The following is a 14,077-nucleotide window of genomic DNA, read 5'->3' as shown; positions in this document are numbered from 1 at the left end:
TTTCCCGCGCCCTTCACGAATGGCCGAACGAGACCGAGACCAGGATTGCCGTGTCGTTTCCCGTTGCCTGTTCTGTGCCACCATCGGAGTGATGAGCAGGGCCTTAGCCGCCGATTCTGAGCGCTGCGTGTTCACGACCTCATCCGCTCGCCGGTGTATGTACGGGCGCTCGGGCTAACTTCGGTAAAAAATGTGAACGCTCTGTGCCGCAGTATGTTCGATCCCTAAAACGGCAGGTGGAAGGCACATCAGGGCCATTTTCAGGAGAGACTCGAAATGGCATCATATCCACGGCGCAAGGGGTTGGCGACAAATCGCCAGCCGGGTCTATTCGCTTGTTTTCATGGTTTACGTTCGGTTTGCACCATCAGAAAGCCGTCCGGCCCCACCCGGATGGCACTGAAGGAAGAGGGATCATGAAAAGAATGCTCTCCCGAGGCAGGTTGGCAGGCGCCGGAATCACCGCCGCCGCACTCGTGTTCGCCGGTGCGCCCGCATTCGCGGCACCGACGCTCGCACCGCTGACCCTGCATCCGGAAACGGGGGTGCTGTCCGCCGACGGCACCGCCGATTCCTACATCGTCAACCTGAAGGACGGTGAGAACGCCGCCGCGGTCGCCGCGGAGCTGGGTGTGCCCACCGAACACCTCTACACGCACAGCCTGAACGGGTTCTCGGCGACGCTGAGCCCCGAGCAGCTGCAGGCGGTGCGCGCGAACCACGACGTGGAAGGCGTGTCGCAGAACTTCCACGTCCAGGTCGAGCAGCCGCAGGCGCCCGCCGCAGTGGGCTCCTGGGGGCTGGACCGGATCGACCAGCCGGCCTTACCGCTCGACGACACCTACGCCCCCAACGGGACCGGTGCGGGCGTGACGGCCTACATCGTCGACACCGGCATCGCGCCCGATCACGCGGACTTCGGTGGCCGGGCGTCGATCGGCTTCGACGCCACCGGCGGAGACGGCAGCGACGGGCACGGCCACGGCACGCACGTGGCGGGCACCATCGGTTCGGCGACCTACGGCGTGGCGACGGAAGCGGAACTGGTCGGGGTGAAGGTCCTCGACGACAACGGCAGCGGCACGACGGCCGACATCATCGCCGGTCTGGACTGGGTCGCTCAGGACGCGAACGGCCCGGCGGTGGCGAACCTGTCGCTGGGCGGCAGCAAGGACCCGTCGCTGGACGAGGCAGCCACCGGCCTGGTCGACCAGGGCGTGTTCCTGGCCGTCGCGGCGGGCAACGAGTCGCAGGACGCGGAGAACGTCTCCCCGGCCGGCGCGGAGGGCGTGTTCACCACGGCGGCCTCCGATGACAACGACGGTTCGGCCGAGTTCACCAACTTCGGTTCGACCGTGGAAGGTTATGCGCCCGGCGTGGACATCGTTTCGCTCGCGCCCGGCGGCGGGACGGCCACGTTCAGCGGTACCTCGATGGCCAGCCCGCACGTCGCGGGTGTGGGCGCGCTGTTCCTGGAGGCGACTCCGGACGCCGCGCCCGCGGACGTGATCACCGGGCTGCAGTCCGGTGCCGCTACCGGCGTGATCGCGGGCGCTCCGGCGGACACGATCGCCGATCTGCTCCAGACCGGCGAGCTGTGATCCGAAGTACGTGACAGTGCCGGGTCCTGCCTCGTTGATTCGGGGCAGGGCTCGGCGCGTTCGTGCGGTCGCTGGGGCATTCGGCCGACGCTGCGGCGCCGCCGAATGGTGCTCTACAAAGGTTGAACCGCTCTACTGCAAAAGTGGGTTCCCGGGACGGTCTCAAGATGGTTACGTTCTTGATCGAGGGGGCCGCTCGCTGCCTGTCGCGGAACTGGTCCAGACCAAGATCAACCATGGTCCGACTGAGCCTGTGAAGGCACGTCACGAAAGGGTGTGCCGTGTTATCCGGATACACCGAGGCGCCTGAGCGCGCACAGCAGACCTCGTCTGAGCGGGGCGTGCCCGGCCAGGCCCGGGCCGGAACGACGACGGACACCGAACGAGCCGTCCGATCCCAAGTGGAAGCGCGAGAGGCCGTCGTCTCCGTGGCGCGAGCCGCGAAGGCCCAAGCCGGCGGCGCGGGCGGAGTGCTGCAGGTCGTGCACGGCGCCCGCCGTGTCGGCTGGGCGGCCTACGAACTGCAGCGCAGCGCCACGGAACTCGTGCAGGGCGTCGCGAAACCGCCGTACGCCGCCACCGGCTCACTGGACTCGCTGGAATCGCGCAAACTCGCCGAAGGCGTCAACTACCAGGTGCTCTACGACCGCTCGGCGCTCGCCCGGCCACCACAGCTGGAGCTGACCTCCAGGCTGGTGGCGCTCGGCGAGCAGGCCCGGGTGATCCACGTGGCCCCGACGAAGATGATCCTGGTGGACAACGAGGTGGCGCTGCTGCCGCTGACCGCCACCGACCAGACCGTGGAGAGCGCGGTCGTGATCCGCAGCTCCGCCATGCTCGTCGCGGTGATGCGCATCTTCGAGGACCTGTGGCGCTTCGCGGCACCGTTCACCTGCGAGCAGGAACGGCTCACCGGCGAAGACCAGCCTTCCGAGGAGGAGCGCTGGATCCTGTCGCTGCTGGCTTCCGGCGCGACCGACGACACCATCGGGAGGCTGATGGGCTTCAGCGCCCGCACCGCGCACCGCCGCGTCCGGGAACTGATCGCCCGCCTCGGCGTCGAAACCCGATTCCAAGCGGGCATGCAAGCGGTGAAACTCGGCTGGCTCTGATCGACCTTTCAGCGCGAGCCGCTGAGAATCCGCCGGTGGTCGTTCGCCCAAGCCGGTCGCCGCTCATCGGCTCCGCCGCTGACAAGGTGAGGATCAGAAGATCATCTTGCGGGGGTTCCTGAAGCCGAGTCGCGGAGAACCGCCTGACCCGCACCATGACGATCGGAAGGTCACGGTGAGCGGCGGACCCGGCCGCCCGCGACCGTGACGATGAAGGCGCTCCGACCGGCGTTCTAAGGTGGAGCGCATGCCTTCACGCCGGCGGGTGGATCCGCACGAGCTGCGCGCGGCGATCAACGCGATCGTCCCTTGGCTGGGCGACGAGACGCGGCGTCCGCAGCGCGCCGAGACCGCCGCCGCGGTGCGGCTCAGCCTGCGCACCCTCGAAGATCTCGCCCCCGGCCGCACCGTCGAAGTGCGGGTGCCGCCGTTCGCCGCCGTGCAGTGCGTCGCCGGACCGGAACACACCCGCGGCACCCCGCCGAACGTGATCGAAACCGACCCGCGCACCTGGCTGCTGCTGGCGACCGGCCGTCTGGAGTTCGCCGCCGCCGTCGACGAGGGCACGGTCAGCGCCTCCGGTTCCCGCGCGGACCTCACCAGCTGGCTTCCGCTGGTCCGGCCTTGAGCGAACACCTGCGCAAGGTGACCGGACGGCCGTGCAGGGCGACGAGCGGAGCGATGACCGGCTTCACATCGGCCCGGAACGGACACCGAAACACCTGGTGAGCCGGGGCCGTGCGGAGCGCTTGCGGAGGCGGCCGGTCATCCGGGCTTCGGGTCCCGTTTACACTGAGGCGTAAGCCCGACTCCGTCATCCAGGGAGTTCTCGGTGGTCTTCGACCGGCCAGACGGCAGTGCCTCCAGTGCGTCCGACTCGACGCTTCCCACCGATCCGCTCGAGCAGGACGTCCCGCACGAGGAGTGCGGCGTCTTCGGCGTGTGGGCGCCTGGCGAGGAAGTCGCCAAGCTCTCCTTCTACGGCCTGTTCGCACTCCAGCACCGCGGCCAGGAAGCCGCGGGCATCGCCGTCGGCGACGGCTCGCAGGTGCTGGTCTACAAGGACCTCGGCCTGGTCAGCCAGGTGTTCGACGAGCAAGTGCTCGCCTCGTTGCGCGGCCACGTCGCCGTCGGCCACAACCGCTACTCCACGACCGGCGGCGCGAGCTGGGAGAACGCCCAGCCCACGTTCCGCACCACGGTCTCCGGCCGCGGTCTCGCGCTGGGTCACAACGGCAACCTGGTCAACACCGCGGAACTCATGGAACGGATCGTCGCCGAAGGCGTCGACACCGTTTCCGCGAACAGCTCCTCGCCTGCCTCCGCCTGCGACCGCGCCACCACCGACTCCGACCTGGTGTGCGGGCTGCTTGCCGCGAACGCCGCGGACAAGGGCATCGAACAGGCTGCGATGGAGCTGTTCCCCACCCTCCAGGGCGCCTTCTCGATGGTGTTCTCCGACGAGTCGACGCTGTACGCGGCCCGCGACCCGCACGGCGTGCGCCCGCTCGTGCTGGGCAGGCTGGAACGCGGCTGGGTCGTGGCCAGCGAGACGGCCGCGCTGGACATCGTCGGCGCGTCCTTCGTGCGCGAGGTCGAACCGGGCGAACTGCTCGCGATCGACGAGGACGGCCTGCGCTCGCAGCACTTCGCGCACCCGAAGCCGAAGGGCTGCGTCTTCGAGTACGTCTACTTGGCCCGCCCGGACACGACGATCTCCGGACGTTCCGTCAACAGCACCCGCGTGGAGATCGGCCGCAAACTGGCCGGCGAGCACCCGGTGGAGGCCGACCTGGTCATCCCGGTGCCGGAGTCCGGCACGCCCGCCGCGATCGGCTACGCGCAGGGCTCCGGTATCGACTACGGCAACGGGCTGGTGAAGAACTCCTACGTGGGGCGCACCTTCATCCAGCCGTCGCAGACCATCCGCCAGCTCGGCATCCGGCTCAAGCTCAACCCGCTGCGCGAAGTCATCCGCGGTAAACGGCTCGTCGTCGTCGACGACTCGATCGTGCGCGGCAACACCCAACGCGCCCTGGTGCGGATGCTCCGCGAGGCGGGCGCCATCGAGGTGCACGTGCGGATCGCGTCGCCGCCGGTGAAGTGGCCCTGTTTCTACGGCATCGACTTCGCCTCCCGCGCCGAGCTGATCGCCAACGGCACCGACACCGACGGCATCCGCCGTTCCATCGGGGCCGACTCGCTCGGCTACGTGTCGCTGGACAGCTTGATCTCGGCGACGGAGCAACCGCGCACCAGGCTGTGCGCAGCGTGTTTCGACGGGCACTACCCGATCCCGCTGCCGGAGGAGACCCAACTCGGCAAGTACCTGCTCGAAGGCGTGCCCGACACCGCGGAGAAGGGCGTCGCCGGGCCTGCCGAGCCGGTGTTGCCCAGCGGTTACGGCGGCGCCGACGCACTGCGCAGGCCCTGACCGGCACCGTCACCGTGACGGTCCGGACGCCCGGCCGCGTAGCGTGGTGCCGCCGTCCGGCCGGGTCCCCCGATGGGCGAAACCGGTATTCGCGCGCCCGATCGGGGTTCGGCGGGGTACGCCTGTGGTAGGCAGAAGGCGGTGGGCGATGTGGGATGCCCCACACCGGCCGCGTGGGCCGACGGCCCGCCACAACCTGGGCTCCCATGAGCCCGCCAACATCAAACGCACATCAGATGTGGAGTCAGTCGTGTCCGAAGACCTGCTCGCAGGGGCGAAAGACGCCGAAGCGGAGAAGGCCACCTACGCGAACGCGGGGGTGAGCATCGAAGCGGGCGACGAGGCCGTGCAGCAGATGCTGCCCTGGGCGAAGCGGGCGAGCAGGCCGGAAGTGCTGGGTTCGCTCGGCGGCTTCGCCGGCCTGTTCCAGTTGAAGCTGGACCGGTGGACCGAACCGGTGCTGGCCTCCTCCACCGACGGTGTCGGCACCAAGCTCGCCGTGGCCCAGGCGCTCGACAAGCACGACACCGTCGGCATCGACCTGGTCGCGATGGTCGTCGACGACCTCGTGGTGTGCGGGGCGGAGCCGCTGTTCCTGCAGGACTACATCGCCGTCGGCAAGGTCGTCCCGGAGCGGATCGCGGACCTGGTCAAGGGCGTGGCCGAAGGCTGCGTGCAGGCCGGTTGCGCGCTGCTCGGCGGGGAGACCGCCGAACACCCCGGCATGATGGCGCCGGGTGACTACGACATCTCCGCGACCGGTGTCGGCGTCGTGGAGGCCGGCGCGATGCTCGGACCGGACAAGGTCCGGCCCGGCGACGTGGTGATCGGCATGGGCTCCTCGGGCCTGCACTCCAACGGCTACTCGCTGGCCCGGCACGTGCTGCTGGAGCTCGCCCGGATGCCGCTCACGGGACACGTGGAGGAGTTCGGCCGCACCCTCGGCGAACAGTTGCTGGAGCCGACGCGGATCTACGCCAAGGACTGCCTGGCGTTGGCCGCCGAAACCGAGGTGCGGACGTTCGCCCACGTCACCGGAGGCGGCCTGGCCGCGAACCTGGCGCGGGTCGTCCCGGCGGGCCTGACCGCGGTGCTGGATCGCGGCACGTGGACCCCGGACCCGGTGTTCCGGCTCATCGCGCAGCGCGGCCGGGTCGAGACCGAGGAAATGGAAAGCACCTTCAACATGGGCGTCGGCATGGTCGCCGTCGTCACCGCCGAGGACGTCGACCGGGCGCTCGCGGTGCTCACCGCGCGGCACGTGCCCGCATGGGTGCTGGGTGAGGTCGCGAAGCAGCCGACGGTCGAGGACGCCGCCGAGGACCAGCGCGTGGTCATCCGCGGGAATCACCCTCGGTTCTGATCTTGTTCCAGCCTGGACGGCCTGCGTGGGCGTCCGGGTAGCGGAACCTCAGCGGCTTCCTCGCTGCGGGATCCATTTTCCCGAGTGGTTCAGCCACGAGGGGGAAAGCCGTCCTCGCGAGGAAGCCGCTGAGAACCCGCCGGTGGACGTCTTGATCAAGCTGGTCACTGCTCAGCGCTTCGCCGCTGACAGGACAGTGATCAAGAGAGCACGCTGCGAAGACCATTCCGCGAAGGTGCTCAAGCTCGGCGAAGATCGTTCGCGAGGGTGCTCAAGCGTTGGGAGAAGCCGAGGGCCGGTGTGCGGGCCGCCTCTCGGCGGGTGGCGCTGCAAGGCTCCAGCCGAACGGTATTCCCTGCAGGCTCGTGATGGAGCCCGGGGGCACGCGCACACCGGCCACCCAGTACAACGGACCGGCCCTGCCCGGAATTCCCGGCCGCCGGGATTTCTTCCGATGATCTGCGGGCGCTCACGAGGAGCGCGGAGGCGAAAAAAAGTGCGCCGGGATGACCGGCGCACTGAACTTCGCTCTAGCGGGCGTGTGCGGCGATCACGCGCCCGTTCGGCCGCCGACATCACTCGCGATGCCCGACACACGGCCTGTTCCGCCCGGTCGGTGCGCATCAACGATGCGCACCGGCCGGGCGATCTCGACAGGACCACCAGCTCGTACTTCTCGCCCACGGAACGACGGCGGGAACACCACGGCGGCTACCGGCGACACAGAAGCACCGAGTGAACGAACAAGCCGTCCACTCGGTGTGTACGTGCCGTCAACGCCGGTAGTCGTCGTACCCGTCGTCGTATGTGTCGTCGCGGTCCGCCTCGGACCATTCGCCAGGCGGTTCCGTGGACAGCTCCCGCTGCAATGCATCGACGTCCATGGTGGGCGAGCTGTACTTCAGCTCGCGGGCCACCTTCGTCTGCTTGGCCTTAGCCCGGCCGCGCCCCATGGCTCGACCCCCTCGCGCAGGGTGTGCGGGGCGGCCAGGGGAACGGCGGCCCCGCATGATCTCGACAACTTTTTCCTGTAACTACCGTACCGTGCCGATGCGGTTCTACGCGACGTGGTCTCGTGGAGAGTCTCCGTGTCGCGCGTGACCTTCCCCCTAGATCACGAATCGGCGGTTCGCGATCATCGTGTCGTGGCTCGCCGTGGAACGCGGGCAGCCGAAGACACCATCGGGGCGCATGGCACGATACTCGCGTGCCAGAGCCGTTCGTCGCCTACCTGAGGGTTTACGAACCCTTGTCGTCGATCGATTCCCCGCTGCGCGAGCAACTCGCCGCAACCCTCGAACAGGGTGCGCTGGAACCGACCGGCGCGGCGGTCAGGGAACAGGACCAGTGGCTGCGCACCCAGGTGACGGCCCCGCCGAAGCTGCTGCCCGGTGAAGGCGCCGACGGCACCGCCGAACACTCCGGTGACGTCCTCACCCTCGACCCCGAGTCCGTGCCCAGTGGTCCCGCCGCCACCGTCGGCCCCGGTCCGCTGGTGTGCCCGCTCGACCTGCGCGGCCGGTCCGCGGCGGCCCTCGTCGGGTTCCTCGGGGCGGCCGAGGTGCCGCTGCGCGCGGCCGTGGTGTCGTTGCCGGTGGAGAAGGCGAAGAACCAGGCCAGCGCGGTCGTCAGCGAGCTCGCCGAGAACGCGGTGCACGTGCTGTCGTCGACCTGGACGGTGCCGCTGCCGTGGTTCGTGCTCGTCGACCCGGTCGAGCGCGTGACGGAGACGGAAGACGGTCGGCGGCGAGTCTGCTGGCGGGCCGCGATGGCCGACGCGCGCCGCCGAGTAGCGCGGGGGCACGCGGTCGCACGGGACTCCATCGGCGACGGCGGTCCGACCAAGATCCTCCGGGAGACCGGCCGCTGGCTGGAGCGGTTCCACCCGCACTCCGCCGTCGAGCTCGACTACGGCGGCCTGGTGCAGATGATGGGCGACAACGACCTCGACGCCGACACCTCGGCCGAGGACGTGCACGCGATCATCGATGCGATGGAGTCCGGCGACACCGTCGAAGTGGGCGAACGCTACGAGGCCTTGCGCGACTTCTGGTCGGAGTTCGCGGCCCACGAGCGCTACAACTAGCTCGGCCCCGCCCCGCGCACGGGACGAGGCGGACGCTCAGGCCAGGGCGCCGGGGACGACGCGGAGGACGCCGACCTCTTTCTCCCCGCCGAGCAACGGCTGCTCGGCGATGCCCTTCAACCGCCCCCCGGTGATGTCCACGCCGAAGGCGCGCAGCACCTCGATCGCCACCGGCCCCCTGGCTCGGGAAGCCCCGTCGCTGATCTTCACCGCGGCCGCTCGGCCGTCCGGCAGCGCGAGCGCGAGCACACCCTCCGCGCCGATCTTCGACAGCAGCCCGGGCACCACGGTCATCAGCTCGGTGTCGTCCCGATCGGTACCGGCGACCAGCCAGGGATGCGTCCGCATCGCGTCCGCGACCCGCCCGGCCGCGCCGCCCGCGGTGACCATGCCGCGGAACAGCCGCGCCAGTCCGGTCAGCGAGATCGCGAACAGCGGCGCCCCGCAGCCGTCCACGGTGGTCGTTTCGATCCGGTCCCCGGAGAGTTCGGAGATCGTCTCCCTGGCGCCGAGTTGCAGCGGGTGCTGCGGATCCAGGTAGTCCTCCACGGGCCAGCCGAGCTGCACGCAGGTGGCCAGCATCGCCGCGTGCTTGCCCGAGCAGTTCATCGCGAGCCTGCTGCGTCCGGTGCCGTCCGCCAGCCACCGCTCCCGCGTCGGCTCGTGTCCCGGCTGGTCCGGCGGGCACCGCAGCGCACCCTCGCTCAGACCGTGCCGCCGCAAGATCGCCGCCGCTCGTTCGATGTGGCCCGGTTCCCCGTTGTGCGAGGCCGCGCCCAGGGCGAGATCGGCGTTGTCGGGCAGTTCCAGACCGGCGCGCAGCATCGCCAGCGCCTGCGCGGGCTTCACCGTGGAGCGCGGGAACATCGGCGAGGCCACGTCCCCGGCGGAGCGCAACACCGAACCGTCGACGTCCAGCAGCACCGCCGAGCCGAAGTGCACGCCTTCGCGCAGTCCGCCGCGCACGAGCTCGACGAGCGGAACCGGAGCGGTCACGCGCGATCCCGCTCGGCCGCCAGCAGGTCGTCCACCGAAGCGGCGCCCTCCCGGTACCGGCGGGCGATCTCGGCGTTGAACAGGTCCACCACGGCCTGCACCTCGCGACGGCGCTGCGAAACCGAGTCCTCTTCCGAGGTGTAAGCGGCGAGCGCGGTGTCCAACTTGGCGTCGGACAGCGACATCACGTTCGACAGGTCCACGTCCGACACCAGCGCCTCCACGTGCCTGCGGTGCGCTTCGGCCCGCGACGGCTCCGTGGTCTGGTAGCGCCCGGAACCCGTGGCCGGGCCGACGGCGTTGTCGGACAGGATGTTCACCAGCTGCTCCACGACCGAGGCGGAGCCGTTCTCGGAGCGCCTGCGCTGCTCGGCGCGCACGATGTCGATCCGCGCGTGCAGCATGCGGCGCAGGTACGACAGGTCGGTCTCCTCCTGCGCGGCCTCATCCCGCAGTCCACGGACCTCGCCCAACTCGAGCTGCTCGATCCCGTCGGCGTACTCCGGGGCCAGCACCCGGTCGATCCGGCGGCGCCCACCGGGGCGGACTTCGATCACGTGCCCATCCTCCGTCGATCGTGCCCACCGGCACCCGATGCCCAGGCGGCATCGTTACGGCCGGCGCGGCTAGTGCGTCCAGTGTGCATGTCCTGCAAGTGCCCCCGCATCACGTCTTGATCCCGAGTACCGCGGCGGCCTGAGCCGGGGGAAGCGGCGCGCGTTGCGCGATCTTGGCAACGCCTGCGGCCCTGGCCACCAGTTGAGCGTCGTCCCGGGCCGGGGTTCCCGGGGCGTAGTCGGGAGTGTCGGAGCGTCCGATTCGGACGTGCGCTCCCGCCGCCAGCGCTGTGAGCAACACCGGCAGTCCCGCGGGTCCGACGCCGGCGGCGGTGCATCCGGTTCCCGGCGGCACCAGCTCCATTGCGGATGCAAACGCGGGGACGGTGCCGGAATCGTCCGGGCCGAACACGAGGATCACGTGCGCCGGATCGGGAATCTCGCGCAGCACGTCCAGATCGGCCGATGTGCGGGCCTCGAAGTGGACGGCCGTCCCGCGATCCGGTGCGCCCGCGCGCAGCTCCCGCAGGAAGTCCGGTGGGGCGTCCAGCGGGCAGCTCAAGGCGTGCGCGCCGCATGCCAGCAGTTCCGGCACCGTCGTGGATTCGGTGGCGGCGACCCGCACGAGCAGACCCGTCTGCTCCCGCACCGTCGAAACCAGCTCATCGAGCGGAATTCCCGGCACCGGCGCCAGATCGACGACGGCCGCGCCGACCCGCGCGCACCCGGCGGCGGACTGGACGAACTGCGCGACCGACCCGGACGCGCCCTCCGGGGCGACGGCGAGCACCGTGCCGGTCGATTCCGGCGACCCTGTCATGGGGGTGATCTTGGCACATCCATGGCGGCGCGCAGTTGTTCCGATCCGTCAAAAGCATATCGGACGAGTGACCAGCGGGTTCGATATCACCCAGAGTGGTCACGCGGAGGAGCTCGCCACCCGGGCGCTTCGGACCGGCGAGAGATCAACGCCCGCGAAGCCCCTGGGCCGCGATGCGTCCCGGCGGTTCGCCGGTGTCCGGCGGCACCGAGTCCGGGTCGACGGCCGCCGCGACCGCCCGGTCCTGCTCGGCGTCGCCCGCGACGAGTTCCACGTCTACCGGCGCGGTCCGCTTCAGCAGCGCCAGCACCACCGGTCCCAGCTCGTGGTGCAGCACCACCGACCCGACCCGACCGACCTTGCGCTCCCCGTGCCACACCGGATCGCCGGTCTCCGGCCGGATCTCCACCGAGCCGTCCAAGTGCAGCAGCACCATGCGCCGCGGCGGCTTGCCCACGTTGTGCACCTTCGCCACCGTCTCCTGGCCCCGGTAGCAGCCCTTCGCGACGTGCGCGGCGGTGTGGATCCAGCCCATCTCGTGCGGAATGGCCCGCTCGTCGGTGTCCACGCCGACCCGCGGCCGCAGGGCCTCCACGCGCAGCGCCTCGTAGGCCATCGTGCCCGCCGGGCGCACGCCCGCGTCGGTCAACCGCGTCCACCAGTCCACCAGCGAATCCCGCGGCACCACCAAGTCCACCGTGTACAGCCCGCGGAACGGCACTGCCCGCGCGAAACCACCGCCGGGCAGGCCGACGACCTCGTACCGACCAGTCGGCACCGAGCTCACGCCCGCCTTGCCGAGCAACTCCGTCGCGTCCGGGCCGAGCACGCTCAGCAGCGCGAACTCATCGGAGGCGTCGCGCGGTTCGACCTTCGACCAGAACCGCATCGCATCCAGGTACTCCAGCAGCGACTGCTTGCCGTCCACCCCCATCGTGGGCAGCGCGCTGGAGGCCTGCGCCGCCGCCTCGGTGTCCAGGTACACCACGCCCTCGTGATGCGCGACCATCGCGTGGCAGTCGATGTGGCCCTGGCTGTTGAGCACCAGCGCCTCGGTGCCCTGGCCGTCCGGCAACTCCGTGAGGTGCTGCGAAAGCACCAGGTGCAGCCAGCTCAGCCGCTCCTCGCCGGGAATCGCGATGATCTTGCGGTGCGATCGGTCCACCACCACCGCGGCGCGCGTCGCCGATCGCTGCTCGGCGAACGGATCGCCGAAATGCCACGCCACGCCCACGTCCAGTGAGGCGTCCAGCGAGGCCTCCTCCGGAGCGGCGACGGCTCCAGGCAGCTCCAGCAGGGGTGAGTTCATCGTGTCTCCTCGACCGCGCGCTCCAGATGGTCGGCGTCCTCGGGGCCGCGGCAGCCGCGGCACGTTCCCGACAACGCCAAGTGCGTGGCGTCCAGTTCGAACCCGCGTCGCCGCCGCAGCAGCTCCGTGAGGTCGCCCAGCAGATCGCACGGCACCTCGTCGATCTCCCCGCACCGGTGGCAGACCAGGTGTACGTGTTCGTGCTCATCCGCCGAGTACGTCGGAGCGCCGTGCCCGAGATGGGTGTGGCGCACCAACCCGATGTCCTCGAGCACGTCCAGCGCACGGTAGATGGTGGTGATGTTCACCGTGTGCGCGGTGCCCTGCACCCGACGGCGCACCTGCTCCGGGGTGGCGTGGCCGAGTTCGCGCACGGCGTCGAGCACCAGCTGGCGTTGCGGAGTGACCCGCATTCCATGCCGGTGCAGTGTGGTGCGCAGCGATCCCTTCTCACCCACTGCTGGCTCCTGTGCTCGGACGGGGCTTGCCACCCCGATCGTATGCCTTACTGCTTCTTGCGTGGACGACCTGTCGTTTTGCTTGGGGGGTCGGGTGGCGGAACCTCAGTTGGTCTCTCGCTGCGGGATCTTTTTCCCTAGTGGCTCCGCCACGAGGGAAAAAGCTGTCCTCGCGAGAGACCAACTGAGAACCCGCGGGTGGTCGGCTTCTTGACGTGGGCTATGTGCTTCGCACATACAGGCACGGCTATCGCCGCAAAGCAGGCGTGGCTTCGCCCGCCCACTGCACGGCTTCGCCGCGAGGCACGGCCTTCGGCCGCGAGGCAGGCGTGGCTTCGCCCGCCCAGGGCATGGCTTCGCTGGGGAGCAAGGTTGCTTCGTTGGTCGCTTTGGTGCAGGCAGGGGGGGCTACCGTGCGGGACGCGGTCGGACGCGGGCGCTTAGTGTGCGGGTATGCGTGTACTGGCTTTGTTGGACGGGACGTTGGCCGATCCGGAGGCGCCGTTGATGCGGGCCGACGATCTGTCGGTCACCCGGGGAGACGGAGTTTTCGAAACGATCTTGGTGGTGGCGCGGGAACCCCGTGAAATGGGGCCGCACCTGGACCGGCTGGAGCGCTCCGGCGCGCAGCTGGACATTCCGACACCGGCGCGGGCCGTGTGGGAGCGCGCCGCGCAAGCCGTGATCGACGGGTGGCCGTGGGACACCTACCGCGAGATGGCCCTCAAGCTCGTCTGCAGCCGGGGCATCGACGGCGGCGACGGCACGCCCACCGGCTTCGCCATCGGCTCCCCGGTCGGTCCCGAGACGCTGCGCAAACGCCGCGACGGCTTGGTCGCGGTCACTCTCGAGCGCGGGTTCGCCCCGGACATCAAGGACCGCGCGCCGTGGCTGCTGCTGTCGGCGAAGACCCTGTCGTACGCGGTGAACATGGCCGCGCTGCGCGAAGCGGAACGCCGCGGCGCCGACGAAGTGATCTTCACGGCCACCGACGGTTCGGTGCTGGAAGGCCCCACGTCGGCGGTGGTGCTGGCTCGCGGCCGGACGCTGATCACGCCGCCGCCGAGCACCGGCATCCTGCCCGGCACCACGCAGGGCGCCCTGTTCCGGGCGGCGGAGAAGGCCGGTTGGGAAACGAAGGTCGAGTCCTTCGACCAGGAGGAACTGCGCACCGCTGACGGCGTGTGGATGACCTCCAGCGTCCGGCTGATCACGCCGGTGCACACCCTCGACGGCACCCCGCTCAAGGCGGACCCGGAGCTGCACCGGGAACTCACCGGCCTCTACGAATCCCTCTACTGAGCAACCGGCCCCGCGATCTCACTGGAGGTCGCGGGGCCG

Annotated in this window: 13 protein-coding genes; 7 read left to right on the top strand and 6 right to left on the bottom strand. The window is 70.0% G+C overall.

Annotated features, from left to right (window positions below):
- Positions 1 to 416: 416 nt before the first annotated feature.
- The 5 genes from H2Q94_RS29250 to purM all read left to right on the top strand — a co-directional run bounded on the left by H2Q94_RS29250 (position 417) and on the right by purM (position 6,510).
- Positions 417 to 1,601 carry a S8 family peptidase gene (locus H2Q94_RS29250; protein ID WP_243790343.1) on the top strand — a complete coding sequence of 395 codons (1,185 nt, stop codon included), beginning with the start codon at positions 417 to 419 and terminating at the stop codon, positions 1,599 to 1,601.
- 281 nt (positions 1,602 to 1,882) lie between these two features.
- On the top strand, positions 1,883 to 2,713 hold the full coding sequence (locus tag H2Q94_RS29245) for a helix-turn-helix domain-containing protein (RefSeq protein WP_243790342.1): 831 nt from the start codon (positions 1,883 to 1,885) through the stop codon (positions 2,711 to 2,713).
- 247 nt (positions 2,714 to 2,960) lie between these two features.
- Positions 2,961 to 3,341 carry a sterol carrier family protein gene (locus H2Q94_RS29240; RefSeq protein ID WP_243790341.1) on the top strand — a complete coding sequence of 127 codons (381 nt, stop codon included), beginning with the start codon at positions 2,961 to 2,963 and terminating at the stop codon, positions 3,339 to 3,341.
- Positions 3,342 to 3,653: 312 nt separating this feature from the next.
- Complete coding sequence (gene purF, locus H2Q94_RS29235) at positions 3,654 to 5,147, top strand: amidophosphoribosyltransferase (protein WP_243795981.1); 1,494 nt, start codon at positions 3,654 to 3,656, stop codon at positions 5,145 to 5,147.
- 250 nt (positions 5,148 to 5,397) lie between these two features.
- Complete coding sequence (gene purM / locus H2Q94_RS29230; protein ID WP_243790340.1) at positions 5,398 to 6,510, top strand: phosphoribosylformylglycinamidine cyclo-ligase; 1,113 nt, start codon at positions 5,398 to 5,400, stop codon at positions 6,508 to 6,510.
- 773 nt (positions 6,511 to 7,283) lie between these two features.
- Here purM and H2Q94_RS29225 read toward each other — a convergent pair.
- Positions 7,284 to 7,463 (bottom strand): DUF3073 domain-containing protein, encoded by a 180-nt coding sequence (locus H2Q94_RS29225; protein WP_243790339.1) that lies wholly within the window; start codon positions 7,461 to 7,463, stop codon positions 7,284 to 7,286.
- Between the two features lie 254 nt (positions 7,464 to 7,717).
- Between H2Q94_RS29225 and H2Q94_RS29220 the strand changes: the two genes are divergently transcribed.
- Positions 7,718 to 8,596: a DUF8083 family protein gene (locus H2Q94_RS29220; protein WP_243790338.1), complete on the top strand. Its 879-nt coding sequence runs from the start codon at positions 7,718 to 7,720 to the stop codon at positions 8,594 to 8,596.
- Positions 8,597 to 8,632: 36 nt separating this feature from the next.
- On the opposite strand, the gene H2Q94_RS29215 is transcribed toward H2Q94_RS29220, so the two are convergent.
- From H2Q94_RS29215 to H2Q94_RS29195, 5 genes are all read right to left on the bottom strand, one after another.
- A complete protein-coding gene (locus H2Q94_RS29215; RefSeq protein WP_243790337.1) occupies positions 8,633 to 9,592 on the bottom strand; it encodes an asparaginase in 960 nt (319 codons plus the stop codon).
- A complete protein-coding gene (locus tag H2Q94_RS29210; protein ID WP_243790336.1) occupies positions 9,589 to 10,149 on the bottom strand; it encodes an RsiG family protein in 561 nt (186 codons plus the stop codon). The genes H2Q94_RS29215 and H2Q94_RS29210 overlap by 4 nt, the downstream gene beginning before the upstream one ends.
- A gap of 109 nt (positions 10,150 to 10,258) precedes the next feature.
- The gene (locus H2Q94_RS29205; protein WP_243790335.1) at positions 10,259 to 10,969 is read right to left on the bottom strand and encodes a 3-keto-5-aminohexanoate cleavage protein; all 711 of its coding nucleotides are present in this window, start codon (positions 10,967 to 10,969) and stop codon (positions 10,259 to 10,261) included.
- A 145-nt stretch (positions 10,970 to 11,114) separates the two neighbouring features.
- The gene (gene ygfZ, locus H2Q94_RS29200; RefSeq protein WP_243790334.1) at positions 11,115 to 12,278 is read right to left on the bottom strand and encodes a CAF17-like 4Fe-4S cluster assembly/insertion protein YgfZ; all 1,164 of its coding nucleotides are present in this window, start codon (positions 12,276 to 12,278) and stop codon (positions 11,115 to 11,117) included.
- Entirely contained in the window at positions 12,275 to 12,736 is a 462-nt protein-coding gene (locus H2Q94_RS29195; RefSeq protein WP_243790333.1) for a Fur family transcriptional regulator, read from the bottom strand. The genes ygfZ and H2Q94_RS29195 overlap by 4 nt, the downstream gene beginning before the upstream one ends.
- A 453-nt stretch (positions 12,737 to 13,189) precedes the next feature.
- Here H2Q94_RS29195 and H2Q94_RS29190 point away from each other — a divergent pair, with 453 nt between their 5' ends.
- Positions 13,190 to 14,038, top strand: a complete 849-nt coding sequence (locus H2Q94_RS29190) for an aminodeoxychorismate lyase (RefSeq protein ID WP_243790332.1) — start codon at positions 13,190 to 13,192, stop codon at positions 14,036 to 14,038.
- The last annotated feature ends 39 nt before the right edge of the window (positions 14,039 to 14,077 follow it).

Source organism: Saccharopolyspora gloriosae (genome assembly GCF_022828475.1).
Taxonomy (GTDB): domain Bacteria; phylum Actinomycetota; class Actinomycetes; order Mycobacteriales; family Pseudonocardiaceae; genus Saccharopolyspora_C; species Saccharopolyspora_C gloriosae_A.
This window is presented reverse-complemented; position numbering and strand designations above follow the sequence as displayed.